Here is a 23,737-nt window from a genome sequence, read left to right as displayed (position 1 = left end):
TCCCGGGGGTGGGCGGCCCCCGGGACCAGGAACTCGCCCGTGGCTCAGCGGCGGACCTTGCGGACGGCCCGCAGCCACTCCTTGTTCATGGCCGAGATCGACGGCAGCGGGATGCCCTTGGGGCAGGCGGTGGCGCACTCGCCGGTGAGCGTGCAGCCGCCGAAGCCCTCGCTGTCCATCTGGCCGACCATGTCGAGGACCCGGGTCTCGCGTTCCGGGGCGCCCTGCGGCAGGACGTTGAGATGGTTGACCTTCGCCGAGGTGAAGAGCATCGCCGAGCCGTTGGGGCAGGCGGCCACACAGGCGCCGCAGCCGATGCACTCGGCGTGCTCGAAAGCGAAGTCGGCGTCCGGCTTGGGCACCGCGGTGGCGTGCGCCTCGGGGGCGGTGCCGGTCGGGGCGGAGATGTAGCCGCCCGCCTGGATGATCCGGTCGAAGGCGGAGCGGTCCACCACCAGGTCCTTGACGACCGGGAAGGCCGAGGCGCGCCACGGTTCGATGTCGATGGTGTCGCCGTCCTCGAAGGACCGCATGTGGAGCTGGCAGGTGGTGGTGCGCTCGGGGCCGTGGGCGTCGCCGTTGATGACGAGGCTGCAGGCTCCGCAGATGCCCTCGCGGCAGTCGTGGTCGAAGGCGACGGGGTCGTCGCCTTCGAGGATGAGTTCCTCGTTGAGGGTGTCGAGCATCTCCAGGAACGACATGTCCCGTGAGATGCCGTCCACCTCGTAGGTGGACATGGCGCCGGGTGCGTCGGCGTTCTTCTGGCGCCAGACGCGCAGGGTGAGCTTCATGCGTAGCTCCGCTGGGTGGGGTGGACGTACTCGAAGACCAGGTCTTCCTTGTGCAGGACGGGGGCCTCGCCGGTGCCGGAGAACTCCCAGGCGGCGGCGTAGGAGAACTCCTCGTCCCGGCGGGCGGCCTCGCCGTCCGGGGTCTGCGACTCCTCGCGGAAGTGCCCTCCGCAGGATTCGGCGCGGTGCAGTGCGTCGAGGCACATGAGCTCGGCGAGCTCCAGGTAGTCGACGATGCGGTTGGCCTTCTCCAGCGACTGGTTGAACTCCTCGCCGGTGCCGGGCACCTTGATGCGCCGCCAGAACTCCTCGCGGATGCGCGGGATGCGGTCGAGCGCCTCGCGCAGCCCCGCCTCCGTGCGGGCCATGCCGCAGTGCTCCCACATGAGTTCGCCGATCTCTCGGTGGAAGGAGTCGGGGGTGCGGTCGCCGTCGACGGCGAGCAGCAGGTTCAGCCGGTCCTCGGTGTCGGCGACGGCCTCCTCGACCGCGGGGTGCGAGGCGTCCACCTCGTCGTGGTGCGGGTTGCGGGCCAGGTAGTCGTTGATCGTCGACGGGAGGACGAAGTAGCCGTCGGCGAGGCCCTGCATCAGCGCGGACGCCCCGAGCCGGTTGGCCCCGTGGTCGGAGAAGTTGGCCTCGCCGATGGCGAAGAGGCCCGGCACGGTGGTCTGGAGGTCGTAGTCGACCCAGAGTCCGCCCATCGTGTAGTGCACGGCCGGGTAGATCCGCATCGGGGTCTCGTACGGGTTCTCCGCCGTGATCCGCGCGTACATGTCGAAGAGGTTGCCGTACTTCTCCTCGACCTTGTCCCGGCCCATCCGCGCGATGGCCTCCGCGAAGTCCAGGTAGACGCCCTGGCCGCCGGGGCCGACGCCGCGTCCCTCGTCGCAGACGTTCTTCGCGGCGCGGGAGGCGATGTCCCGGGGCACGAGGTTGCCGAAGGCCGGGTAGACGCGTTCCAGGTAGTAGTCGCGCTCGCCCTCGGGGATCTCGTTCGCGGGCCGGTCGTCGCCCTTGGCCTTCGGGACCCAGATCCGGCCGTCGTTGCGCAGCGACTCGCTCATCAGCGTCAGCTTGGACTGGTGGTCGCCGGTGCGCGGGATGCAGGTGGGATGGATCTGGGTGAAGCAGGGGTTGGCGAAGTACGCGCCGCGCCGGTGGGCGCGCCAGACGGCGGTGGCGTTGGAGTTCATGGCGTTCGTCGACAGGTAGAAGACGTTGCCGTAGCCGCCGCTGGCCAGGACGACCGCGTCGGCGAAGTAGGTGTCGATCTTCCCGGTGACGAGGTCGCGGGCCACGATTCCTCGGGCCTTGCCGTCGACGACGATCAGGTCGAGCATCTCGGTACGGGCGTGCAGTTCGACGTTGCCCGCGGCGATCTGCCGGGAGAGCGCCTGGTAGGCCCCGAGCAGGAGCTGTTGTCCGGTCTGGCCCCGGGCGTAGAAGGTGCGGGAGACCTGGACGCCGCCGAAGGAGCGGTTGTCGAGGAGGCCGCCGTACTCGCGGGCGAAGGGGACGCCCTGGGCCACGCACTGGTCGATGATCTCGACGGAGATCTGGGCGAGCCGGTGGACGTTGGACTCGCGGGCGCGGAAGTCGCCGCCCTTGACGGTGTCGTAGAACAGCCGGTGGATCGAGTCGCCGTCGTTGCGGTAGTTCTTCGCGGCGTTGATGCCGCCCTGGGCGGCGACCGAGTGGGCGCGCCGGGGCGAGTCCTGGAAGCAGAACTGGACGACGTGGTAGCCCTGTTCGGCGAGGGTGGCGCCGGCCGACCCGCCGGCGAGGCCGGTGCCGACGACGATGACGGTGTGCTTGCGGCGGTTGGCCGGGTTGACCAGCTTGGCCTGGAACCGGCGGGTGTCCCAGCGTTCGGCGACGGGTCCCTCGGGGGCCTTGGTGTCGACGACGGGCGCTGCGGTCCGGTACTGCGCGTAGTGCGGGTGGTCGGTCATGTCAGCTCACGACTCCGGTCATGACGGCGACGGGCACGGAGATGAAGCCCAGCGTCAGCACCAGGGCGAGGGCGTTGGCGATGGCCTTGAAGGCGCGGTCACGGCTCGCGCGGCCCGCGCCGAGGGTCTGGGCGGCGCTCCAGAAGCCGTGCCGGACGTGGAGTCCGAGGGCGAGCACGGCGACGATGTAGACCGTGTTGCCGTACCAGGTGGAGAAGGTGTCGATGACGTTCTGGTACGGGTGTCCGGGCTGGAATCCGCCGGGGTGCGCGGTGCCCGTCGTCAGGTCGAGGATGTGCCAGACGATGAACAGGGCGAGGATGATCCCGCCCCAGCGCATGGTGCGGGTGGCGTAACTGGCGCGCGGCCTGCGGTGTACGTAGGCGGTGGGGCGCGCGCGGATGTCGCGGCGGCTGAGCTGGTACGCGGAGACGGCATGCAGCACCACGGCGGCGACGAGGACGACGCGCACGATCCACAGGGCCCACTCGTAGTGGAGGAAGGGCTCGCCCATGGTGCGCAGCCAGTGCGCGTAGTGGTTGAACTCGCCGGACCCGAAGAAGATCTTCAGGTTGCCGATCATGTGGACGGCCAAGTAGAGCAGCATGATCAGTCCGCTCACGGCCATGACCGTCTTCTTGCCGACGGACGAGTCCCAGAGCGTGCGCGTCGTGGACGGCCGTCGGTCCGTCCGGGTTGCCAATGCCATGGACACGACGCTAGGACCGATCCACCTCATCAGTCCAAGACATGGAACAGCTCATGTCCATAGGCTGAGGCTATCGAGCGGGCTAGAGTGGGTTCATGCAGTTCCAGCAGCTGACATATTTCGTGGCCGTGGCCGAGGCCCGTCACTTCACCCGCGCCGCCGAGGAGGTGCACGTCTCCCAGCCCTCGCTCTCCCAGCAGATCAGGGCGCTGGAGAGCGAGCTGGGGGCGGAGCTGTTCAGCCGGGCGCGCGGGAACATCACGCTCACCGACGCGGGCGAGGCCCTGCTGCCGCTGGCCCGCCGCATCCTGGCGGACGCGGACACCGCACGCCACGAGGTGCAGGAGCTGGCGCAGCTGCGCCGGGGCCGGGTCCGGCTCGGCGCGACGCCCAGTCTCTGCACCGGTCTCCTCCCCGACGTGCTGCGCGCCTTCCACGACCGGCATCCCGGCATCCAGCTGCTGCTGGAGGAGGGCGGCTCGCTCGACCTGGTCCGGGAGCTGGCACGCGGCGCGCTCGACCTGGCCCTGGTGGTGCTGCCGCTGCCCGCCGCGTCCCCCGCGCTCACCACGGTCGAGCTGCTCCAGGAGGATCTGGTGGTGGTGTCCTCTGCCGGGGCGCCGCGGCCCGGCCGGGGCGGGAGCGTCCGCATCGCCGACCTCCAGGGCGCGCCCCTGGTGATGTTCCGGCACGGCTACGACCTGCGGGAGCTGACGGTCGCCGCCTGCCGGGCGGAGGGTTTCGAGCCGTCGTTCACCGTGGAGGGCGGGGAGATGGACGCGGTGCTCGGTTTCGTCCGGGCCGGGCTCGGGATCGCGGTGGTGCCCAGCATGGTCGCCGTCCGCTCCGGCCACGGTCTGCGGACCACCCCGCTGGCCCGGCCGGGCCTGCGGCGCACCATCGCCCTGGCGCACCGCAGCGACGTGGCCCCGCCGCGTGCGGCGCGGGAGCTGCAGAGGGTGCTGCTCGCCGCCGGACGGGCCTGAGGCAGCCCGGCGGCGGGGTACGGGGGCCCGGTCCCGTACCCCGCCCCCTCAGACCGCGTCGGCCAGCAGCAGCGAGTGGATCCGGTCCGGGGCGCCGGGCCGGGCGTAGTACCAGCCCTGGGCCGTGTCGCAGCCCAGCTTCCGCAGCTGCTCCGCCTGCGCCCCGGTCTCCACGCCCTCCACGGTGACCGCGAGGTCCAGGCTGTGCGCCAGCGAGACGATGCCCTCGACGATCTTCAGATCGACCGGATCCGCCGGGTGCTGCTGCATGCCCATCGTGAAGGAGCGGTCCAGCTTGAGCACGCTCACCGGCAGTCTGCGCAGATTCGCCAGGTTCGAGTACCCGGTGCCGAAGTCGTCGAGGGCTATGTCGACGCCCATCTCCGCCAGCTGCCGCAGCGGCTTGAGCAGGTCGTCGTCGGCGCCGATGAGCGCGGACTCGGTGACCTCCAGGCAGAGCGCCCCGGGGTCGAGCCCCGAACGCTCCAGCACGTCGACCGTCTCGGCGACCAGCCGGGGATGGTGCAGCTGGGTCGGCGAGAGGTTGACGTTGATCCGCAGCGGACCGCCGTCGGTGTGCCGCTTCTGCCAGTAGTTGGCCTGCCGTACGGACTCCTCCAGCACCCAGCGGCCCAGCGGCACGATCAGCCCGGTGTGTTCGGCGAGCGGGATGAACCGGTCCGGTCCGAGCACCCCGTGTTGCGGGTGGCACCACCGCACCAGCGCCTCCGCACCGTGCACCGTGCCGTCGTCCAGGTGCACGAGCGGCTGGTACTCGATGAAGAACTCCCCGCGCTCCAGGGCGGCGGGCAGCGCGGTGGTCAGCCCGTGGCGCGTGATGGCACGGGCGTCCGCCTCGTCGTCGGCGAACTCGAACCGGTTGCCGCCCGCCGACTTGGCGCGGTACATCGTGATGTCGGCACTGCGCAGCACCTCGGCGGCGTTGCGTTCGCGGGCGGGGCCTTCGACGACCCCGATGGATCCGCGTACGGTCAGCTCACGGCCGTCCAGGCGGATCGGGGTGGTGAGCACACCGAGGATGCGGCAGGCCAGCTCGACCACCTCCGTCTCGGTGCCGGGGCCGGTGGTCAGGGCCACGAACTCGTCGCCGCCGAGCCGGGCAACCATCTCGCCGGGCGCGGTCGCACAGCTCTGCAACCGGTCGGCCACCTCGACCAGCAGCCGGTCCCCCGACGCGTGGCCGAGGCTGTCGTTGATCGCCTTGAAGCCGTCCAGGTCGAGGTAGCAGAGGCCGAAGCGGCTGCCGTCCGCGGCGGTCAGCGCCTTCTCCAGGCGTTCGAAGAACAGCGTCCGGTTGGGCAGGCCGGTGAGTGCGTCGTGGGTGGCCTCGTACCGCAGCCGCAGGTTGAGCAGCCGGCGTTCGGTGGTGTCCTCCAGCAGCGCCAGCTGGTACTGCGGCTCGCCCTCGGCGTCGCGCAGCAGCGACACCGTCAGATTGGTCCACAGGACGGTGCCGTCGTTGCGGTAGTACGGCTTCTCGACGCGGTAGTGCTCGCGTTCGCCGCGTACCAGCTCGTCGTAGTACTTCCACACGTGCGGCGAATCCTCGGGGTGGACCCACTCGTTGAGCTTGTGGCCGCGCACATGGTGGTCGAGTCCGCCGAACATCCGGGTGAGGGTGTCGTTGACCTCCAGCACGTTGCCGTCCAGATCGGCGATGCCGATGCCGATGGCCGCGTCCTTGAAGACGGCGCGGAACCGCGCCTCGGTCGCGTGCAGCGCGCGTTCCGCGTCGGAGCGGGCGGTGAGTGCCGAGCGTGCGATGGCCTCCTGCTCGCTGAGGGTGCGTTCGCGCAGGGCCTGGGTGAAGCCGCCCGCGAGGGCGTGCTGCATCCGGGCGCAGCGGGCCCTGCCGTCCTCGGTCGACAGTGCCGACTCACCGTTGCTCCCGCAGTAGAGCACCAGATACGAGTCGACGACGCCGAGCGTGCTGCTCAGCGCGTCGGGATCGGTGCAGTGCGCGGCGACGAGGGCGGCGCCCACCTCGCTCGCGGGCGCGGCGTCGAAGGGCCGTGCGTGCAGGATGTCGCTGAGCCCGCGGGCCAGCGGCAGCAGATGCTGTTCGAACTCGGTGCGGGTCAGGGAGGTGGCCGTCGAGGGGAAGATGGCACGGCTCCAGATGGTGGCGAATCTCCGGAGCCGGCCCTCGGGGCCGTCGGGTTCCGTGTCCGGTGTGCCGGACGACTGGGCGGGAATGCTCACGCCTTGCGTCCCACTCCCGCGAAGCCCGAGAACGCGAAGGGGTCCTCGTGCTCGGCCACCACCGGTGCGTCCGGGCGCCAGTGCGGCATGGACACGAGTCCGGGTTCGACCATCTCGTACCCCTCGAAGAAGCCCGCGATCTCGTCACGGGACCGCATGACCAGCGGGTTGCGGATGCTCTTGTAGACCTCGACCGTGCCGCCCGCCACTTCCCGGGTGAGCGGAATGCCCTCGTACGAGGCGTGGGTGAGGACGATGAGGCTGCCGGGGGCGAGTGCCTCCCGCAGTTCGGCGACCGCGGACTGCGGGTCGTCGGACTCCTCGATGAAGTGGAGGACCGCGACGAGCATCAGGGCCACCGGGCGGTCCAGGTCGAGCAGTCGGGAGATCTCCGGGCTCTTCACGATCTCCCGCGGGCGGCGCAGATCCGCGGCGGCGATCATCGCCCGGTCGTTTCCTTCGAGTACGGCCCGGCTGTGCGCGACGGCCACCGGGTCGTGATCGACGTACGCCACGCGGGCCTCCGGGTCCGCGGCCTGGGCGACTTCGTGGACATTGCCGAAGGTCGGTATTCCGGAGCCGATGTCCAGGAACTGGGTGATGCCCTCACTCACCGCGTAACGCACGGCCCTGCGCATAAAGGCGCGATTCGCCTGCATGATCTTGGGGAGCCCCGGCATGAACTCCATGGCCTTGCGTGCGGCTTCCCGGTCCACCTCGAAATTGTGCGATCCGCCCAGATAGAAGTCGTACATGCGGGACACGCTCGGCACCGAAATGTCTGTGCCGCGCGGTGCCCAGGCGGGACGCTCCATCAATGTCTCCAACAAGTCGCCACGGCGATCCGGCCATGTTCATGGTCAGTGTTGACCAGAGGCTACTGATCGACTGCCAAGAGAGCGAGCGGAAACGGAAATTAGCCGTCCGTTATTGGTCACACACCAGTGGCATGTGCAACCGGCCCGTCGCTGGGCGTGACATTCGACATCGGACACGCGCGGTGGAGACCCGGACACGCCATGCGGCGGCCGTCCCTTGTCCGTTGATGTATCCGGTGAGACGCCCGGTTTCACATCGCGGAATACAGGCCAGGACCGGACGGCGGGCGATCTCCCGCCAGTTGAGTCCGCCGGACCGATTCCCGGTGACAAATGCCTTGGCCGTCACACCATTGGCAGCATTCTTTACCAATGAGGCAATGCCTGGCGAATCAAGACGGGCGGCGGTGTGCGCCCGCGCCACCGGCCGGGCGATGTGTTTCCCGAACCGATGCCCCGTCATGCCGCGTCCGCCCACGACGGCCCTCCGCGCCCCGGTCCGGCGCGGACCGGCAGGTCGGGCGGGGCGGTGGCGCGCGCGAGGCGGTGGGGCGGGCGCGGCGACCGCCCGCCCTGGCACGATCGCCCGCCCGCCCCCGGCTCGACCGACCGCCGGGGCACGGGCGAGGACCACGATCCGGAATCCGCGTCAACTGGCGTACGGAGCACCGCCGTTGCCGAATGCCGCAGCCACCACGGCGGCCGCCGCGCGGTCTGCCGCCCCCACCTCTTTCACCTGGGCCGCACGGTGTTCCCCGGCGCCAAACACCCGCCACCCCCGATACCTACCATCAGGCGAATCCGGCCCGCCCTCCGCGTGTCCCGCGACCGGCCGGTCCATGCTCCCGGTCGTGTACGGATCACTCATAGGACGGCTCACGGCAGCCGTCACCCTTCTCTGGCTGTTGAGCACCCCGGCGCCCGCGGCGGCGGACGCCTGTGCGTACGCCACCGTCGGTGAGAGCGGCGGCAGTTCATGGACCGCCGTCTCGGGCGACGGCTCCTGCCACGCGAGCCCGACGCCCGAGCCGACGCCCTCGCCCACCCCGCGCCCCACCCCACCGCCCCCTCCGCCGTCTCCTGCCCCATCGCGTCCTGTGTCGTCCCACGCGCCGGCGCCCACCCCGTCGCGGGCGAAGCCGCGACCGGTGCCTCCGCCGCCCGCGCCGGCGCCCCGCCCCACACCGACGCCGACGCCGACGCCGACGCCCACCCCCACACGGTCCGTACGCCCCACCCCCTCCGCGCCCCGGCCCGTGGCCCTGCCCGCCTACCGCAAGCCGCCGCACAAGGTCGTGCGGCACGGCACCTCCGTGGTCACCCTCACCCTGCTGATCACGGCGCCCGCGGTCTTCGCGGTCGCCGTCCTGCGTCCCCGCTCCCGCTGACCTCCGGAGGAACACATGTCGGAATGGCTTGTTCTCACCCTGGCCATGGTCGCGGCCAGCGCCGTCGTCCTGACCGTCGCCGTGCTCACCAACCGCCGGGTCGCGGAGGACGACGACCCCTCGGAGACCCCGGACGTCATCGAGTACATGACGATGATGATCGGGGTGGTCTACGCCATCGTGCTGGGCCTCGCCATCGCGGGCGTCTGGGAGGGCCGCGGCGCCGCCCAGGAGTACGTGCGCCAGGAGGCCCAGGCCCTGCACGAGGTGCAGGTCCGCTCGGCGGTCTACCCCGCCGAGGTGCGCTCCCGCATCCGCGCCGACGTCGACGCCTATGTCCACCACGTCGTCCACGACGAATGGCGGTCGATGAGCGAGCACGGCGCCCTCACCGACGAGGGGGCGCGTCTGCTGGGCCGGGTACGTGACGACGTCACCCGGTACGAGCCGAAGAACGACCACGAGGGGCAGGCTTATCAGCCACTGGTCGACGAGGTGGCCGCGGTCGACGACGCGCGCAGCGCGCGGGGCCAGAGCGCCGGTGCGACCATGCCGGGCGTGGTCTGGTTCGGGCTGATCACCGGAGCCCTGGTGACGGTCGGACTGCTGTTCACGCTGCAGATCCGCAGGACCTTCCGCGAACTTCTGCTGGCGGGCCTCTTCAGTGTTCTGATCGCGTTTCTGCTCTTCCTGATCTGGGACTTCGACTCCCCGTTCGGCCGGGAGATCTCGGCCACCGCGGCTCCGTTCCTCGATCTCTTCCCGCGCGCCGCGGGCGGGTAGCGGACCGTCAGGAAGCGGCCGGAGTCCGCCGCACGGGCTAAGCCCGTGCCCCGGGCGGCGCACTCCGATCGCGAGCAAAATGCGCGGCTCCTAGCGTGTGGCGCGTCGAGGTGCATTTCTGACGCTCTGTGGAAACTCGTTCCGCAGGTGCTCCTCGGGGACCCGGAGGACTCACCCATGCGTGCGATACGTGTCGCACCCGTCGCCCTGCTCGGCGGCGCCGCTCTCGTACCGACCGCTCCGGCCGCAAGCGCGTGCGCCGGGGCGCCGGGGGGCGCGCCACCCGCGACCGGAATCACCGTCACTCCGTCGGTGATCACGCCGGGCAGCCAGGTCGTCCTGGCCGCCCGGGGGTGCCCTACCACAGCAATCGCCGGCTCGGGCGTCCTCGACACCGTCACCGTTCCCCGCGGTGGCTCCGTCGCGGCCACGGTCGACCAGGACGCGAGAGCCGGCGTCTCCCACGAAGTGACGTTCGGCCGCGGCACGTCGCCGGGCTCCGTGGTGCAGGCCGGTCTCGCGGTCGCCGCCGCCCCGAACGCGTCCGCCGCCGGTCCCGCCACGGCTCCGGCCGGTGTGCGCGGCGAGGCCGGCGGCACGGCGGGCACCACGGAGATCGCCGCCTGGACGGCACCGGCGGTGGTCGCTGCCACCGCCGTCCACCTGGCACGTCGTCACAGGGAGAGCCGTTCGCACTGAGAGCAGGGCCGGTGCCGACCGGACGAGCAGCCGCCCCGGGTCCCGTCATGGGACCCGGGGCGACGCGTGTGCCGGGCCTCAGCGGCGCCGCGGCACCGTGATCCGGTAGCCGTCGTCGAGCAGCTCGGGCAGATAGCGGCGCAGCGCGGCCACGCTCTGCGAACGGTCGCCGCCCGCGTCGTGCGAGAGCACCACGACGCCCGGCGCGGCCCCCTCCCGGATCCTGCGCACGATCGTGCCGGTCCCGGGCCGGGTCCAGTCCAGGCTGTCCACCGTCCAGGCCATCGGTTCCATCCCCAGGTCGGCGCCGACCTCGAAGGAGTTGCGGTTCCACGCCCCGTACGGCGCCCGGTACCAGCGCGGCGGGGTTCCGGTGATCCGCTCGATGACCTCGCTGGTGGCGCCGAGCTCGTCGCGGACACCGGCCCGGGAGAGCCTGGTGACCAGCGGGTGGTTCCAGGAGTGGTTCCCGATGGTGTGGCCGTCCTCGGCGATGGCCCGCACCACGTCCTGGTGGTCGTGGGCCATCTCGCCGCAGAGGAAGAACATCGCGCGGACGTCGTGGGCGCGCAGGACCGCGAGGATCTGCGGGGTGTGGAGCGGGTCGGGCCCGTCGTCGAAGGTCAGCACCATGGCGTGCCCGATCTCCGGCAGTGCCTCGAAGGGCCTGGTGCGGACCGGTGGCGCCGCGGGGCGGGCGCGGGGCGGCGCGCCCGCGGTCATGGGCCGGAGCCGGTAGCCGGCCGGCTCGGGCCGTCCGGACGGCCGGAGGCCGGGCGCCCCGGCCGGGGGCGGGGCGGCGGCCCGGACCGCTTCTCCGGCCGGGTCCGCGGCGATCACGCGCACGGCGGCGGCCGCCCCGAGTCCGGCGGCCAGTCTCAGCAGTGTCCGGCGGCCCGGCGGCCTCTGGTCGTTCTTCATGGCCCACTGCTCGCACGTGGGTGCCCGGCGCCCCGTCACCGACACCAGCGGCGACGGGATGTGCACCCCATGGAGGGACCCCCGGCGCGGCATCCGGCAGCTTCGGGCGTGACCGTACCGCAGCCCGCTCCAGGGGTGGGCCGGGCAGCGGATAGCCTCACTGCCGTGACAGAACCGCAGCCTCATAAGTTCGAACGTGGCACAGACGGTCCGAAAGTGATCGTCGCAGGCCTTGATGGGTCCGATTCCTCCATGCGAGCCGCGGCCTACGCTGCGGGGCTGGCCCGCCGCCAGGGCGCCATGCTCGCCCTCGTCTACGTCCAGCCGGTGCTGCCCGCCGGGGCCGCTCTCGGGGCGCCGGTGTCCGACGCGACCGAGGAGGTCGCGGAGGGGCTGGTGAGCGAGATCCGGGAGGCGACCCGGCGGATGAAGGACATATGGGATGTGCGCTGGGAGTTCCACACCTTCCGGGGCGACCCGTACAACGGCCTCGTCACCGCGGCGGACGAGCTGAAGGCGGACGCCGTGGTGGTGGGCGCGTCGGAGTCGGCCGGGCACCGGTTCATCGGCTCGGTCGCGATCCGGCTGGTGAAGGCGGGCCGTTGGCCCGTCACGGTGGTCCCGTGAGCGAAGCGGAATCCTCCACTCCACTGGACGGCACGCCGTCTTCCGCACCGGCTCCGCCTGGGCCATCATGAGCGCCCGTCAGGACAGCCGTCAGCGGAGAGGTGACTCATGGCAAGGCTCCGAGTGGGCGAGGGTGTACTGCGCCGCAAGCCGATCGAGCAGATCGACGAGAAAGGGCCGGCGGGCGGAGCCGTCAGCCAGCTCACCAGATCGCTCGGGCTGTGGCAGCTCACGGCCATCGGCGTCGGCGGCATCATCGGCGCGGGCATCTTCACCCTCGCCGGCACGGTGGCGAACGGCACCGCCGGGCCCGCGGTCCTGCTGTCGTTCCTGATCGCGGGCGTGGCGAGTGCGGCGGCCGCGTTCAGCTACGCGGAGTTCGCGGGGCTCATCCCGAAGGCCGGTTCCGCGTACACCTACGGATACGCGGTGCTCGGCGAGCTGGTGGGCTGGTTCATCGGCTGGGACCTGCTGCTGGAGTACACGGCGATCGTGGCGGTGGTCGCGATCGGCATCTCCGGCTACTTCAGCTTCCTGCTCGGCGAGATGGGACTCGACGTACCGAAGTGGATGCTGGGCGCACCCGGCACCGGCGACGGCCACAGGGTGGACCTGTTCGCCGCGCTGCTCTGTCTGCTCGTCGCGTATCTGCTGACCCTCGGCATCAAGAACGCGGCCCGCTTCGAGACGGTCGTGGTCGTCCTCAAGGTCCTGGTCGTCCTGCTGGTCGTCGGCGTCGGCGTGTTCCACATCAACACGGCCAACTACCGCCCGTTCTTCCCGTTCGGGGTGAGCGGGGCCTTCACCGGTGCGGCAACGGTGTTCTTCGCGGTGTTCGGGTACGACGCGATGTCCACGGCCGCCGAGGAGTCCAAGGACGCCCAGCGCCACATGCCGAAGGCGATCCTCTACTCCCTCGCCATCTCCATGGTGCTCTACGTGGCGGCGTGCCTGGTCCTGACCGGGATGCAGAGCTACAAGGACATCGACCCGGAGTCCGGTTTCTCCACCGCCTTCAAGTCGGTGGGGCTCAGCGGGCTCGCCGATGTGATCGCGGTGGGGGCGATCATCGGCATCCTCACGGTGATGTTCACCTTCATGCTCGGCGTGACCCGGGTGTGGTTCTCGATGAGCCGTGACGGGCTGCTGCCGAAGTGGTTCGCCAAGACCCATCCGACCCGGCACGTGCCGACCCGGGTGACCTGGATCGTCGGTGCGGCCTCGGCCGTGATCGCCGGGTTCCTGCCGATCGGCGAGGCCGCCGAGCTGACGAACATCGGCATCCTGCTGGCCTTCGTCGTGGTGTGCATCGCGGTGATCGTGCTGCGCTACAAGCAGCCGGACCTGCCGCGCACCTTCCGCACCCCCGGCATGCCGTTCGTCCCGGCCCTCGGTGTGGTGTTCTCGATCTGGCTGATCACCTTCCTCCAGTGGCAGACCTGGGTGCGGTTCGTGGTGTGGTTCCTGGTCGGCCTCGTCATCTACTTCGGCTACTCGTACCGGAAGTCGGAGATGGCCGGGGCCCCGGGCACCGGGCAGGACACGGGTACGGGAACGGGCTGAGCGGGTCGCGGGGCGGGCCGGGCACCTCGTGCCGCGGTCGCCCGGCTCCCCCGCTCCGGTGCCGCCCGACCGTTCACCGCACCATTCGCCGCACTGTGCGACCGCTCGTCGCACGGAGCCGCCCGTCGCCTGTTCCTCGGCGCCCCGATGGGTTCGTATACGCCAGTCGGCAGTGAAGCGGACGGGACTTCGGCGGAGAGGGCGTTCTCGATGACCACCACGACGACCGATGAGCGGGCCCTCGCGGAGCTCCAGCGGGAGCACGGGCCCGCCCTCCTCCACTTCCTGCTCGGTCTGACCTTCGGCGACCGGCAGCGGGCCGAGGACCTGCTCCAGGAGACGCTGGTGCGGGCCTGGCAGCATCCGGAGGCCTTCTACGCGCCGTACGACTCGATGCGGCCCTGGCTCTTCACGGTCGCGCGGCGGCTCGCGATCGACGCCCGCCGGTCCAGGCAGGCCCGGCCCACCGAGGTCGGCGACGCCGTGCTGGCGACGACGGCGGCCGGGGAGGACACCGCCGAGGCCACGGTCTCGGCCCTGGACGTGCGCGAGGCGGTGCGCACCCTCGGCCCGGAGCACCGCGCGGTCCTCGTCCAGATGTACTTCCGCGGGCTCACCGTGGACGAGACGGCCCGGGTCCTCGGCATCCCCCCGGGCACCGTCAAGTCCCGCTCCTACTACGCGCTGCGGCAGCTCTCCCGCAATCTGCCCGGCTACTCCGGCAGATCCTCCGCGCGCAGCAGGGCGAGCAGCGAGACGGCCTCCGCCACCTCCACGTAGGCGGCGGCGCAGCGGTCGCAGGACTGCAGATGGCGGGAGACCGTACGGGCCTCGCCGGCCGTGAGCGCGTCGAGCACGTAGGCGCCGAGCGCGTGCCGCACATGCGGGCCCTCCCCGGGGTCGGCGGTCATCGCATCCTCGTGTCGTGTACGGATCCTGTCCTTCTGGCCACGCGGGGCGCGCTCCCCCGGTTCAATGCTCCGTGAAGCGCGGCACCGAAGAGAGAAAGAGGCGAGACGGGATGCGCCCCGAGCGTCAGGATGGAACCGGTGGGGGCGGGCTGCTGGTCCCGATGGCCTGGATGTACGCGGAGTACATAGCCGATGGGATGCTGCGGACCGGCGATCTGATGGAGCCGTCCACGCTGGAGTACCGCGCGGGGCGGGACGCCCTCGCGCTCACCGTCTTCCTCTCCGGCGGCGCGGTGCCCGACGCGCTGCCCGCGGCCCGGCTGGACGAACTGCGGCTGCTGACGGCGTACGGGGCCCAGTGGTGCGGCTGGGTCGGTGCACGGCTGGACGCGCTCGGCCCGGACCCGGCGTCCGGGACGGCCGGCGCGGATCCCGATCTGGTGCTGGCCCGTGCGGCCTGGCGGTGGCTGGTGGAGACCGAACTGCTGGCGGCCGACCTCGATGCGATCGGCGCGCCGCCGCGGGAGGCGGAGGACGACGGGCCGGAGGCGGAGGAGGCGGCGCGGGTCTGGACACCGGCCTGGCAGCTGGGGCTGCCGCTCGGGCATCTGGCGATCCATCTCCACTGAACGCGGCCGGTCAGGAACCGTGCACCCCGGCACGGTACTTCGGCAGCCGCACCGTGATCTTCATCCCGGCGCCGACACCGGTCTCGATGACCAGCCCGTAGTCGTCCCCGTAGACCTGTCGCAGCCGTTCGTCGACGTTGAGCAGTCCGATCCCGGTGGAGCGGCCGCCCTCCCCGCGCAGGATCTGGCGCAGGCGTTCCGGGTCCATGCCGGTGCCGTCGTCCTCGATGACGACCTCGGCCTCGGAGCCCGCGTCGAAGGCGCTGATGGTGATGCGGGTCGGGGTCTTCCGTGCCCGTCCTGAGCCGGGGTCCCGGGGCGCGGGCACGGCGCCTTCGAGCCCGTGCTTGACGGCGTTCTCGACCAGGGGCTGGAGGCAGAGGAACGGCAGGGCGACGGGCAGGACCTCGGGCGCGATCTGGAGGGTGACCGCGAGCCGTTCGCCGAAACGGGCCCGGACGAGCGCCAGGTACTGGTCGATGGAGTGCAGTTCGTCGGCGAGGGTGGTGAAGTCGCCGTGGCTGCGGAACGAGTAGCGGGTGAAGTCGGCGAATTCCAGGAGGAGTTCGCGGGCCCGCTCGGGATCGGTACGGACGAACGAGGCGATGGCGGCCAGTGAGTTGAAGATGAAGTGCGGGGAGATCTGGGCCCGCAGCGCCCTGATCTCGGCTTCGATGAGCTGGGTGCGGGAACGGTCGAGTTCGGCCAGTTCCAGCTGTACGCAGGCCCAGCGGGCCACCTCCCCGGCGGCTCGCGCCAGCACCGCGGACTCGCGCGGGGCGTAGGCGACCAGGGTGCCCAGCACCCGGTTGTCGACGGTGAGGGGCACGGCGACGGCCCAGCGCAGCGGGCAGTCCAGGTCGTCGCAGTCGATGCGGAAGGCGGTGTCCCGGCCGCTGCCGAGGAGGCCGCGCACCTGGTCCATGACCTGGCGGCCGTGGTGCTCGCCCTCGCCGTCCCAGACGAGCACCCGGTCGCGGTCGGTGAGGCAGAGCGCGTCGGTGCCGAGCAGGGAGCGCAGTCGCCGGGCGGATCTGCGGGCGCTCTCCTCGGTGAGCCCGGCGCGCAGCGGGGGCGCGGCGAGCGAGGCGGTGTGCAGGGTCTCGAAGGTGGCGTGCTCGACGGGCGTACCGACGTCGCTGGTGCGGACGGGGCGGGCGGTGCGGCGGCCGAGCAGGAATCCCGCGCCGAGCAGCAGGAGGGCGAGCACGACCGGTGCGGCGTATCCGGCTCCGGTCATCGGTGTCTCCCCGCGGTCAGCGCCTCCGGCAGATGGAAGCGGGTCATCGCGGCATTGGTGCCGGGGGGTATGCGGCCGGGCGTGGCGAGGGAGACCAGGACCATCGCGAGGAAGCCGACCGGCACCGACCAGACGGCGGGCCAGGCCAGCAGGGCGTGCGGCCAGCCCGGCGGGCGTACCGCGCCGCTGACGGTGATGGCGACGGACAGGAACGCCGAGCCGCCGCCCAGCATCAGTCCGGCGACGGCCCCGGGCGGGGTGAGCCGCCGCCACCAGATGCCGAGGACCAGCAGCGGGCAGAAGGAGGACGCGGAGACGGCGAACGCCATGCCCACGGAGTCGGCCACCGGTACCCGGCTGACCACCATCGAACCGGCCAGCGGCACGGACATGGCGAGGACGGTGGCCAGCCGGAAGTGGCGCACGCCGCGCGAGGGGAGCACGTCCTGGGTGATGACTCCGGCGACGGCCATGGTGAGCCCGGAGGCGGTCGACAGGAACGCGGCGAACGCACCGCCCGCGACGAGGGCGCCGAGCAGGTCCCCGCCGAGCCCGCCGATGACGCGGCCGGGCAGCAGCAGCACGGCGGCGTCCGCGTCCCCGCCGTGGATCAGCTCGGGGGCGTACAGCCTGCCCAGCGCCCCGTAGACCGGCGGCAGCAGGTAGAACGCGCCGATGAGGGCGAGGACGGCGACCGTCGTGCGGCGGGCGTCGCGGCCGTTGGGGCTGGTGTAGAAGCGGACGACGACGTGCGGCAGGCCCATGGTGCCGAGGAAGGTGGCGACGATGAGCCCGTAGGTGGCGTACAGCGGGTGGTCGGCGCGGAACACGGAGAGCTGCTCGTCGAAGGTGACCCGGGGGCTTCCGTCGCCCCGCCAGGCGAGCACCAGGAAGATCGCGGGGACCAGCAGCGCGGTCAGCTTCAGCCAGTACTGGAAGACCTGGACGAAGGTGATGGACCGCATGCCGCCCGCGGCGACGGCGATGACGACGGCGGACGCCACCAGCACGTCGCCGAGCCGGCCGGGCGCCCCGGTGAGGATCTTGAGCGTGAGTCCCGCGCCCTGGAGCTGCGGTACGAGGTAGAGCCAGCCCGCCGCCACCACGAAGACGCTGACCAACCTGCGCACCTGCCGCGATTCCAGCCGCCCCTCGGCGAAGTCGGGCAGTGTGTACGCCCCCGAGCGGCGCAGCGGCGCGGCCACGAAGACCAGCAGCACCAGATAGCCCGCGGTGTAGCCGACCGGGTACCAGAGCATGTCGGGGCCGTGCACCAGGACCAGCCCGGCGATGCCGAGGAAGGAGGCGGCGGAGAGGTACTCGCCGCTGATGGCCGCGGCGTTGAGCCGGGGCCGCACGGTGCGTGAGGCGACGTAGAAGTCGGAGGTGGTGCGGGAGATGCGCAGTCCGAAACCGCCGACGAGGACGGTCGCGAGGAAGACGACGGCGACCGCCGCCACCGCGTACGTACGGCTCACGGTCCGGGGCGGCCTTCCACGAGCCGGGCGAAGTCGCGTTCGTTGCGCTCGGCCCGGCGCACGTACCACCAGGCGACCAGGGTGAGCGGCGGGTAGGCGGCGAATCCGAGGACCGCCCAGACGAGCGCGGCGCTGTTCAGGGCCTCGAAGACCAGCGGCAGTGTTCCGGCGACCACCGCGAGGACCACGAACGCGGTGAGTCCGGCCCGCAGTTGGCCGCGCATCAGCGAACGGACGTACGCGCCGCCGAGGGCGGTCTGCTCGTCGATCTCCGACTGGGTGCGGTAGCGCGGCAGCGGGCGCACCCGCCGGGGCTCCCCCGTCACCACTTCGCGCCGGGGCGCTGGCTCTGCGGACATGGGCCCGGAGTGTATGCGGCACCGGACCGCCGTGGGAAGGCCGGAGGCAGGTAGGCGCTGGTCAGCGGCCGGTCTGACGCATCAGCAGATCGCGCAGCGCCCGGGTGTGGCGGCGGCTCACGGCGAGCTCCGCGGTGCCGATGCGGACGCTCATGCTGCCCGCGTCGAGGCGGAGTTCGTCGATCCGGCCCAGGGCGACGAGATGGCGCCGGTGGATGCGCACGAAGCCCCGGGTGCGCCAGCGCTCCTCCAGGGTGGTCAGGGGGACGCGGACGAGGTGGCTGCCGGTGGCGGTGTGCAGCCGGGCGTAGTCGCCCTGGGCCTCGGCGTAGGCGATGTCGTCGATCGGGACGAACCGGATGACGCCGCCGAGCTCCACCGGGATCTGGTCGCCCGCGGTGTCGACCACGGGTGCGGAGCGGTCGCCGACCTGTTCGGCGACGCGGCGCACCGCTTCGGCCAGGCGCTCTCGGCGTACGGGTTTGAGCACGTAGTCGACGGCCTTCAGGTCGAAGGCCTGCACGGCGAAGCCCTCGTGCGCGGTGACGAAGACGATGAGCGGCGGTGCGGCGAAGCCTGCCAGCAACTGGGCGACGTCGAGACCGGTGAGGCCCGCCATGTGGATGTCCAGGAACACGACGTCGATGGCGGCCGGGTCGTCCGGGCCCGCGTCGACGGCGCCGCCGATGCGGCGCAGCGCCTCGGTGGCGCCGGTGGCCCCTTCGGCGCTGCGGATCCGGGGATCGGCGCGCAGGAGGTAGAGGAGTTCCTCCAGGGCGGGTTCTTCGTCGTCGACGGCGAGTACGCGCAGCATGGGCGGGAGTGTAGAGCGCGCACGGGGTGCGGGGCCGGGAGATGCGCCGCTTCTTCGCGTACCGTCCGGCCCTCGTACCCCGGCGGGTCATTTGAGCAGCCTGGACAGACGGCGGTCGGCCAGCGGCCTGCCGCCGGTCTGGCAGGTCGGGCAGTACTGGAGCGAGGAGTCGCTGAACGACACCTCGCGGATGGTGTCCCCGCAGACGGGGCACGCCTGGCCGGTGCGTCCGTGGACCCGCATCCCGCTCTTCTTCTCGGCCTTGAGCTTTCCGGCCGCGAGGCCGCTGGAGCGGGCGACCGCGTCCTGGAGGGTGGTGCGCATCGCCGTGTGGAGCCGGGTGATCTGGTCGTCGGTGAGGTGCGCGGTGAGCAGGTACGGCGACATCTTCGCGACGTGCAGGATCTCGTCGCTGTAGGCGTTGCCGATGCCGGCGATCAGGGACTGGTCGCGCAGGGCGCCCTTGATCCGGCGGCGCTCCCCGGCGAGCAGCGCGGCGAAGGCGTCGCGGTCGAAGGAGTCGTCGAGGGGGTCGGGGCCCAGCCGGGCGATGCCCGGCACCTCGGCCGGGTCGTGCACCAGGTACACGGCGAGGCGTTTGGTGGTGCCCGCCTCCGTGAGGTCGAAGCCGCCACCGCCGGTGAGCACGGTGCGCAGCGCCAGGGGTCCCTTGCCGGGGCGTGGCGGTGCGGCGGGGAACTCGTCCTTCCAGCGCAGCCAGCCGGCCCGTGCGAGATGGGTGATCAGGTGCAGCGGCCCGGCCTCGATGTCCAGGAACTTGCCGTGCCGGGCGATGCCGGTGACCGTGGCGCCGTGCAGGGCGGTGGGCGGCGGGTCGTACGTCTTGAGGACGCTGACGTTGAGCGGCAGGACGCGGTCGATCTCCCTGCCGACCAGGTGGTCGTCGAGGAAGACCCGCAGGGCTTCGACTTCCGGCAGTTCGGGCATGGTCCCAGACTGCCAAAGGGCCCGGCGGGGCGCCTGTCAGAGGCCGTAGACCCGCTCGGCCGTGGTGGCGAGGACCCGGCCCCGTTCGTCCTCGGTGAGGGAGTCGGTGAGGGCGCGTGCCGCGTCGACGACCTCCCCGTACGTCGCCGCGAGCCGGCACACCGGCCAGTCCGAGCCGAACACCAGCCGGTCGGGGCCGAAGGCGTCGAGGACGGTGTCGGCGTACGGGCGCAGGCCGCTCACCGTCCAGGAGCGCGGATCGGCCTCGGTGACCAGGCCGGAAAGCTTGCAGACGGTGTTGGGGCGGGCGGCCAGCGCCCGGACGTCGTCGGCCCAGGGGTGCAGTTCGCCGGCTGCGACGGGGGGTTTGCCCGCGTGGTCGAGGACGAAGGTCAGCTCGGGGAGCAGGGCCGCGGCCTGGACCACGGCGGGCAGCTGGTGGGCCCGGACCACGAGGTCGTAGACGAGTCCGGCGTCGGCGACGGCCCGCAGTCCGCGCCGGACGTCGGGGCGCAGCAGCCAGGCGGGGTCGGGTTCGCCCTGGACCTGGTGGCGGATACCGACGAGCCGGTCGCCGCCGGGGAGTTCGCGCAGCTCGGACAGTGTGTCGGCGACACCGGGCGCCGTGAGGTCGCACCAGCCGACGACGCCCGCGACGAGGTCGCTCTCCCGGGCGAGGGCCAGGAACTCGGGGGTCTCCTGGGCGACGGTGACGGTCTGCACGAGGACGGTGGCCCGCACCCCGGCGGCGCGCGCCTCCGGCTCCAGGTCGGCCAGGGTGAAGTCGCGTCGCAGCGGGGCGAGTTCGTCGCCGGTGATCCAGTCCTGGTCGCGCACCGAGAGGTCCCACACATGGTGGTGGGCGTCGACGATCCGTTCCTGACCGGTCATGTCACAGCTCCCAGGCAACCGGGAGACCGGCTCCGGCGCCGTCGGCCGAGTAGTCGTGCGCCACGTCGAGCAGTTCGTCCATCCTGGCCTGCCAGGCCACGTTGACGGGGAGCTGCTCCAGTTCGGCGAGGAGTGCGGCGTAGTTTTCGCACTCGATGACGTGGAAGAGGTCGGTGCCGCTGCGCCAGATCGTCCAGGAGGTGGCGCCCGCGGCGCGGATCGCGGCGGTGAGCTCCGCCGGGACCTCGCGGTGCGCGGCCTCGTACTCCTCGACGCGGTCGGCGCGGACCTTGGTGTGCAGGGCGATTCTCATGTCAGTGTCCGTTCTCGGTCAGCAGGCCCTCGGCGCGCAGCTCGTCCCAGAGCTCGTCGGGGATCTCGCGGCGGAGCAGTGCGGCGGCGTCGCGCACCTCGTCGGGGGAGCGGGTGCCCACCAGCACTCCGGCGACGGCGGGGTGGGCGAGCGGGTAGTGGAGGGCGGCGGCCCGCAGCGGTACGCCGTGGCCCTCGGTGACGGCCTTGATGCGCAGGGCCCGGTCCAGGAGGCTGAGGGGGGCCGCCGTGTAGTCGTAGGTGGCGCCGGGGCGCGGGTCGGCGAGCAGTCCGGAGTTGAAGACGCCTCCGACGACCACGCTGCGGCCCCGGGCGGCGGCCTCGGGCAGCAGATCGGTCAGGGCGGACTGGTCGAGGAGGGTGTGGCGTCCGGCGCAGAGCACCACGTCGACATCGGTGTCGCGCACGAACCGGGTCAGCATCGCGGTCTGGTTCATCCCGGCGCCGATGGCTCCGACGACGCCCTGGGCCCGCAGCTTCTCCAGCTCCGGGTACGCCTCGTGGAAGGCGGCCTCGGCGTGGTCGTCCGGGTCGTGCAGATAGACGATGTCGATGCGGTCGAGGCCGAGCCGTTCGAGGCTGTCCTCGATGCTGCGGCGTACGCCCTCGGCGCTGAAGTCCCAGCGCCGGCGGTGGGTGGCGGGGACGGCGAAGCCCTCGGAGAGCCCGTCGCCGCTCTGGGCGGTGGTGGCGGGCAGCGGGTCGAGCATGCGGCCCACCTTGGTGGAGAGCACGTACGCGTCGCGGGGGCGCTCGCGCAGGGCCTCGCCCAGCCGCCGTTCGGAGAGGCCGAGGCCGTAGTGCGGCGCGGTGTCGAAGTAGCGGACGCCCTCGTCCCAGGCGGCGGCGACCGCGGCGGCCGCCCGCTCCGGTTCCACGGCGGTGAAGAGGTTGCCGATGGCGGCCGCCCCGAAGGACAGCTCGGTGACCTCGACCGCGCTGTTTCCCAGTCTGTTGCGCCGCATGCTCCGGCCGCCCTCCCCGATGATCGCTTTCTGTACACAGCGAATATTCATCGGATCACTTGGGCGCGTCAACACCTCCAGCGCCACAGAGCGTGACACTTTCCGGGAAACCTGTCCGATCTATGACCGGGCCGGAAGCCGATCGGGACACCGGCCGCCGGGGCTCACGGGGCCGGCGGCGTGGCGAGCAGTTCCGCCACCTCCTCCTCGGCGCAGCGCGCCAGCCGCTCCAGGTCGGGCACCGCCTTGCCGTCGGCCACCAGTCCCACCCGCACCCGGCCTCCGTAGGCGGACAGCGCGACGGCGAGGGCCTGGCCGCGGGCCAGCGGCGCCATCGGATAGACGGCCCGCAGCGGGCAGCCGCCGAGGGAGAGCGCCGAGCGCGGCAGGGGGACGCTGGTGACCAGGACGTCGAAGAGCATCCTGGCCGCGTTCCCGGCGAGCGGCGCGCCGAACCGGTGGGCCAGCGAGGGGAGCTGGTCGGCGAGCACGGCGACCGCTCCGGCGCCGCGCAGGGGGCCCGCGGCCTTGTTGCGGTCCATGGCCGTACGGACGGCGCCGAGCCGCTTCCACGGATCGGGCTCGCCGACCGGGAGCCCGAGCAGATAGGCCGAGAGCCTGTTCCCGGTCGCCGCGGCCTGGCCCGGTCTGCGGCGGGAGACGGGGACCAGGGCGCGCGGGTCCTCGGCGGGCAGCGGTTCGCCGCGCTCGCACATCCAGCGGCGCAGCGCCCCGGCGACGACGGCGAGCAGGACGTCGTTGGTCGTGCCGCCCGCGGCGCGGCGGATCCGCTGGACGGCTTCGAGGTCCAGGTCGGCGGTGGCGAGGCGCCGGGTGCCGCTGGAGCGCGCGGTGAGCGCGGGCGCGCCGCGCGGGTCGAGACGGCTGGCGCGGACCATGGAGGCACCGACACCGAAGGCCCGTCCGAGATCCTCGATCCGGCCGAGCGCGAGGCCCGCCACCTGCCGGGGGCCCGGCATCCACGAGCGGGGCGGGACGGCACGCGTCCGGCGGGCGGCGGCGCCGCCGGTCCGGCCCGCGGCGGCGATCTCGTCGAAGATCCCGGCGCCGATGGCGACCGCGCGCATCCCGTCGGCCAGTGCGTGGTGCAGCTTGACGAGCACTGCGAAGGGGCCGCCGTCGGCTCCGCCGATGACATACATCTGCCAGGGCGGCAGCCCCCGTTCCAGGGGCCGTTCCATCAGTTCACCGGCGAGCCGGGTGGCGCCCGCCATGAATCCGCCGTCCCCGTCCGGCGAGGGCGCCCCGCTCAGCCGCACCTGCCGGATGTGCCGGTGGACGTCGAAGTCCTTGTCCACGAACCAGGCGGCTCCGCCGACCGGCAGCAGTACGTCCCTGACCCGCATCCGCAGCCGGGGGATGGCGGCGGCCCGGGTGCCGAGCAGGTCGAGCACGGTCTCCGCGTCGGCGCCGGGCAGCGGGCCGGGGGCCGGGGAGAAGACGGCGAGCGCGCCGAGGTGCATCGGATGGGCATCCGTTTCGAGGTGCCAGAAGGCGAGATCGAGGGGTGCCAGCAGCTCAGTTCCCAACGGGTCCTCATGTCGTCGAAGACAAAGACTGACGGAGTCGTAAACGAACTGACGGAGTCGTAAACGACCGGATCGAAGTCAATCGCTCGCGGTCGGTTACGGTCAAGTACAGACATGTTACGTTCTGTTACTGTCGGGTAGGAAAGCGCGCTTCGG

24 protein-coding genes are annotated in these 23,737 nt (G+C 72.0%); 8 read left to right on the top strand and 16 right to left on the bottom strand.

Going from position 1 to position 23,737, the window contains the following annotated elements; translation table 11 throughout:
- Window positions 1-44: 44 nt before the first annotated feature.
- From ACFVFH_RS22980 to ACFVFH_RS22970, 3 genes are read right to left on the bottom strand one after another with little or no spacing between them, the layout of a single operon-like run.
- The gene (locus tag ACFVFH_RS22980) at window positions 45-791 is read right to left on the bottom strand and encodes a succinate dehydrogenase/fumarate reductase iron-sulfur subunit (protein ID WP_383771744.1); all 747 of its coding nucleotides are present in this window, start codon (window positions 789-791) and stop codon (window positions 45-47) included.
- The gene (locus tag ACFVFH_RS22975) at window positions 788-2,746 is read right to left on the bottom strand and encodes a fumarate reductase/succinate dehydrogenase flavoprotein subunit (protein ID WP_383771742.1); all 1,959 of its coding nucleotides are present in this window, start codon (window positions 2,744-2,746) and stop codon (window positions 788-790) included. Before ACFVFH_RS22975 ends, ACFVFH_RS22980 begins: the two co-directional genes overlap by 4 nt.
- Window position 2,747: 1 nt before the next feature.
- Window positions 2,748-3,455, bottom strand: a complete 708-nt coding sequence (locus tag ACFVFH_RS22970; RefSeq protein ID WP_383771740.1) for a succinate dehydrogenase — start codon at window positions 3,453-3,455, stop codon at window positions 2,748-2,750.
- Window positions 3,456-3,550: 95 nt separating this feature from the next.
- On the opposite strand from ACFVFH_RS22970, the gene ACFVFH_RS22965 reads away from it, so the two are divergent.
- Entirely contained in the window at window positions 3,551-4,441 is an 891-nt protein-coding gene (locus ACFVFH_RS22965; RefSeq protein ID WP_383771738.1) for a LysR family transcriptional regulator, read from the top strand.
- 48 nt (window positions 4,442-4,489) lie between these two features.
- On the opposite strand, the gene ACFVFH_RS22960 is transcribed toward ACFVFH_RS22965, so the two are convergent.
- Complete coding sequence (locus tag ACFVFH_RS22960; RefSeq protein WP_383771736.1) at window positions 4,490-6,664, bottom strand: putative bifunctional diguanylate cyclase/phosphodiesterase; 2,175 nt, start codon at window positions 6,662-6,664, stop codon at window positions 4,490-4,492.
- Window positions 6,661-7,479: an SAM-dependent methyltransferase gene (locus tag ACFVFH_RS22955; protein WP_383771734.1), complete on the bottom strand. Its 819-nt coding sequence runs from the start codon at window positions 7,477-7,479 to the stop codon at window positions 6,661-6,663. Before ACFVFH_RS22955 ends, ACFVFH_RS22960 begins: the two co-directional genes overlap by 4 nt.
- Window positions 7,480-8,738: 1,259 nt before the next feature.
- Here ACFVFH_RS22955 and ACFVFH_RS22950 point away from each other — a divergent pair.
- The 3 genes from ACFVFH_RS22950 to ACFVFH_RS22940 all read left to right on the top strand — a co-directional run bounded on the left by ACFVFH_RS22950 (window position 8,739) and on the right by ACFVFH_RS22940 (window position 10,352).
- Window positions 8,739-8,870, top strand: coding sequence for a hypothetical protein (locus ACFVFH_RS22950; protein ID WP_383771733.1), 132 nt, complete (start codon window positions 8,739-8,741; stop codon window positions 8,868-8,870).
- A gap of 15 nt (window positions 8,871-8,885) precedes the next feature.
- Entirely contained in the window at window positions 8,886-9,653 is a 768-nt protein-coding gene (locus ACFVFH_RS22945; RefSeq protein WP_383771731.1) for a hypothetical protein, read from the top strand.
- Window positions 9,654-9,830: 177 nt separating this feature from the next.
- Window positions 9,831-10,352: a hypothetical protein gene (locus ACFVFH_RS22940; RefSeq protein WP_383771729.1), complete on the top strand. Its 522-nt coding sequence runs from the start codon at window positions 9,831-9,833 to the stop codon at window positions 10,350-10,352.
- A 78-nt stretch (window positions 10,353-10,430) separates the two neighbouring features.
- Here ACFVFH_RS22940 and ACFVFH_RS22935 read toward each other — a convergent pair whose 3' ends face one another.
- Window positions 10,431-11,273, bottom strand: coding sequence for a polysaccharide deacetylase family protein (locus ACFVFH_RS22935; protein ID WP_383771727.1), 843 nt, complete (start codon window positions 11,271-11,273; stop codon window positions 10,431-10,433).
- Between the two features lie 165 nt (window positions 11,274-11,438).
- Here ACFVFH_RS22935 and ACFVFH_RS22930 point away from each other — a divergent pair, with 165 nt between their 5' ends.
- From ACFVFH_RS22930 to ACFVFH_RS22920, 3 genes are all read left to right on the top strand, one after another.
- Window positions 11,439-11,900, top strand: coding sequence for a universal stress protein (locus ACFVFH_RS22930; RefSeq protein WP_383771725.1), 462 nt, complete (start codon window positions 11,439-11,441; stop codon window positions 11,898-11,900).
- A 108-nt stretch (window positions 11,901-12,008) separates the two neighbouring features.
- On the top strand, window positions 12,009-13,463 hold the full coding sequence (locus ACFVFH_RS22925; protein WP_383771723.1) for an amino acid permease: 1,455 nt from the start codon (window positions 12,009-12,011) through the stop codon (window positions 13,461-13,463).
- A gap of 210 nt (window positions 13,464-13,673) precedes the next feature.
- Window positions 13,674-14,243, top strand: coding sequence for a sigma-70 family RNA polymerase sigma factor (locus ACFVFH_RS22920; RefSeq protein WP_383771721.1), 570 nt, complete (start codon window positions 13,674-13,676; stop codon window positions 14,241-14,243).
- Here the strand turns inward: ACFVFH_RS22920 and ACFVFH_RS22915 are convergent.
- Window positions 14,177-14,374: a zf-HC2 domain-containing protein gene (locus ACFVFH_RS22915; protein ID WP_383771719.1), complete on the bottom strand. Its 198-nt coding sequence runs from the start codon at window positions 14,372-14,374 to the stop codon at window positions 14,177-14,179. The genes ACFVFH_RS22920 and ACFVFH_RS22915 overlap by 67 nt on opposite strands.
- Window positions 14,375-14,484: 110 nt before the next feature.
- Here ACFVFH_RS22915 and ACFVFH_RS22910 point away from each other — a divergent pair, with 110 nt between their 5' ends.
- A complete protein-coding gene (locus tag ACFVFH_RS22910) occupies window positions 14,485-15,003 on the top strand; it encodes a hypothetical protein (RefSeq protein WP_383771717.1) in 519 nt (172 codons plus the stop codon).
- A gap of 10 nt (window positions 15,004-15,013) precedes the next feature.
- Here ACFVFH_RS22910 and ACFVFH_RS22905 read toward each other — a convergent pair whose 3' ends face one another.
- From ACFVFH_RS22905 to ACFVFH_RS22865, 9 genes are all read right to left on the bottom strand, one after another.
- Window positions 15,014-16,243 (bottom strand): sensor histidine kinase, encoded by a 1,230-nt coding sequence (locus tag ACFVFH_RS22905; protein WP_383771715.1) that lies wholly within the window; start codon window positions 16,241-16,243, stop codon window positions 15,014-15,016.
- Window positions 16,240-17,721: a cation acetate symporter gene (locus tag ACFVFH_RS22900; protein WP_383771713.1), complete on the bottom strand. Its 1,482-nt coding sequence runs from the start codon at window positions 17,719-17,721 to the stop codon at window positions 16,240-16,242. The genes ACFVFH_RS22905 and ACFVFH_RS22900 overlap by 4 nt, the downstream gene beginning before the upstream one ends.
- Window positions 17,718-18,080 carry a hypothetical protein gene (locus tag ACFVFH_RS22895; RefSeq protein ID WP_383771711.1) on the bottom strand — a complete coding sequence of 121 codons (363 nt, stop codon included), beginning with the start codon at window positions 18,078-18,080 and terminating at the stop codon, window positions 17,718-17,720. Before ACFVFH_RS22895 ends, ACFVFH_RS22900 begins: the two co-directional genes overlap by 4 nt.
- A gap of 61 nt (window positions 18,081-18,141) precedes the next feature.
- Window positions 18,142-18,894, bottom strand: coding sequence for a LytTR family DNA-binding domain-containing protein (locus ACFVFH_RS22890; protein ID WP_344515809.1), 753 nt, complete (start codon window positions 18,892-18,894; stop codon window positions 18,142-18,144).
- An 87-nt stretch (window positions 18,895-18,981) separates the two neighbouring features.
- Window positions 18,982-19,842 carry an Fpg/Nei family DNA glycosylase gene (locus ACFVFH_RS22885; protein WP_383771709.1) on the bottom strand — a complete coding sequence of 287 codons (861 nt, stop codon included), beginning with the start codon at window positions 19,840-19,842 and terminating at the stop codon, window positions 18,982-18,984.
- A 36-nt stretch (window positions 19,843-19,878) separates the two neighbouring features.
- Window positions 19,879-20,733, bottom strand: coding sequence for an amidohydrolase family protein (locus ACFVFH_RS22880; RefSeq protein ID WP_383771707.1), 855 nt, complete (start codon window positions 20,731-20,733; stop codon window positions 19,879-19,881).
- Window position 20,734: 1 nt separating this feature from the next.
- Window positions 20,735-21,046: an L-rhamnose mutarotase gene (locus ACFVFH_RS22875; RefSeq protein ID WP_383771705.1), complete on the bottom strand. Its 312-nt coding sequence runs from the start codon at window positions 21,044-21,046 to the stop codon at window positions 20,735-20,737.
- Window position 21,047: 1 nt separating this feature from the next.
- Window positions 21,048-22,031, bottom strand: coding sequence for an aldo/keto reductase (locus ACFVFH_RS22870; RefSeq protein ID WP_383771703.1), 984 nt, complete (start codon window positions 22,029-22,031; stop codon window positions 21,048-21,050).
- Between the two features lie 164 nt (window positions 22,032-22,195).
- Window positions 22,196-23,581, bottom strand: coding sequence for a wax ester/triacylglycerol synthase family O-acyltransferase (locus tag ACFVFH_RS22865; protein ID WP_383771701.1), 1,386 nt, complete (start codon window positions 23,579-23,581; stop codon window positions 22,196-22,198).
- Between the last annotated feature and the right edge of the window lie 156 nt (window positions 23,582-23,737).

The sequence above is a fragment of the Streptomyces sp. NPDC057697 genome (genome assembly GCF_042799335.1).
In the GTDB taxonomy this organism is placed as follows: domain Bacteria; phylum Actinomycetota; class Actinomycetes; order Streptomycetales; family Streptomycetaceae; genus Streptomyces.
Note: the sequence above shows the minus strand (reverse complement) of the source record. Positions and strands in the feature narration are given on the sequence as shown.

What these genes read in the sequence shown, in the direction of transcription:
- ACFVFH_RS22885 (WP_383771709.1), bottom strand. Translation starts at nt 19,842, where the DNA reads ATGCCCGAACTGCCGGAAGTCGAAGCCCTGCGGGTCTTCCTCGACGAC.
- ACFVFH_RS22890 (WP_344515809.1), bottom strand. Translation starts at nt 18,894, where the DNA reads ATGCTGCGCGTACTCGCCGTCGACGACGAAGAACCCGCCCTGGAGGAA.
- ACFVFH_RS22935 (WP_383771727.1), bottom strand. Translation starts at nt 11,273, where the DNA reads ATGAAGAACGACCAGAGGCCGCCGGGCCGCCGGACACTGCTGAGACTG.
- ACFVFH_RS22910 (WP_383771717.1), top strand. Translation starts at nt 14,485, where the DNA reads ATGCGCCCCGAGCGTCAGGATGGAACCGGTGGGGGCGGGCTGCTGGTC.
- ACFVFH_RS22940 (WP_383771729.1), top strand. Translation starts at nt 9,831, where the DNA reads ATGCGTGCGATACGTGTCGCACCCGTCGCCCTGCTCGGCGGCGCCGCT.
- ACFVFH_RS22965 (WP_383771738.1), top strand. Translation starts at nt 3,551, where the DNA reads ATGCAGTTCCAGCAGCTGACATATTTCGTGGCCGTGGCCGAGGCCCGT.
- ACFVFH_RS22915 (WP_383771719.1), bottom strand. Translation starts at nt 14,374, where the DNA reads ATGACCGCCGACCCCGGGGAGGGCCCGCATGTGCGGCACGCGCTCGGC.
- ACFVFH_RS22875 (WP_383771705.1), bottom strand. Translation starts at nt 21,046, where the DNA reads ATGAGAATCGCCCTGCACACCAAGGTCCGCGCCGACCGCGTCGAGGAG.
- ACFVFH_RS22880 (WP_383771707.1), bottom strand. Translation starts at nt 20,733, where the DNA reads ATGACCGGTCAGGAACGGATCGTCGACGCCCACCACCATGTGTGGGAC.
- ACFVFH_RS22920 (WP_383771721.1), top strand. Translation starts at nt 13,674, where the DNA reads ATGACCACCACGACGACCGATGAGCGGGCCCTCGCGGAGCTCCAGCGG.
- ACFVFH_RS22970 (WP_383771740.1), bottom strand. Translation starts at nt 3,455, where the DNA reads ATGGCATTGGCAACCCGGACGGACCGACGGCCGTCCACGACGCGCACG.
- ACFVFH_RS22895 (WP_383771711.1), bottom strand. Translation starts at nt 18,080, where the DNA reads ATGTCCGCAGAGCCAGCGCCCCGGCGCGAAGTGGTGACGGGGGAGCCC.
- ACFVFH_RS22980 (WP_383771744.1), bottom strand. Translation starts at nt 791, where the DNA reads ATGAAGCTCACCCTGCGCGTCTGGCGCCAGAAGAACGCCGACGCACCC.
- ACFVFH_RS22945 (WP_383771731.1), top strand. Translation starts at nt 8,886, where the DNA reads ATGTCGGAATGGCTTGTTCTCACCCTGGCCATGGTCGCGGCCAGCGCC.
- ACFVFH_RS22975 (WP_383771742.1), bottom strand. Translation starts at nt 2,746, where the DNA reads ATGACCGACCACCCGCACTACGCGCAGTACCGGACCGCAGCGCCCGTC.
- ACFVFH_RS22955 (WP_383771734.1), bottom strand. Translation starts at nt 7,479, where the DNA reads ATGGAGCGTCCCGCCTGGGCACCGCGCGGCACAGACATTTCGGTGCCG.
- ACFVFH_RS22905 (WP_383771715.1), bottom strand. Translation starts at nt 16,243, where the DNA reads ATGACCGGAGCCGGATACGCCGCACCGGTCGTGCTCGCCCTCCTGCTG.
- ACFVFH_RS22925 (WP_383771723.1), top strand. Translation starts at nt 12,009, where the DNA reads ATGGCAAGGCTCCGAGTGGGCGAGGGTGTACTGCGCCGCAAGCCGATC.
- ACFVFH_RS22870 (WP_383771703.1), bottom strand. Translation starts at nt 22,031, where the DNA reads ATGCGGCGCAACAGACTGGGAAACAGCGCGGTCGAGGTCACCGAGCTG.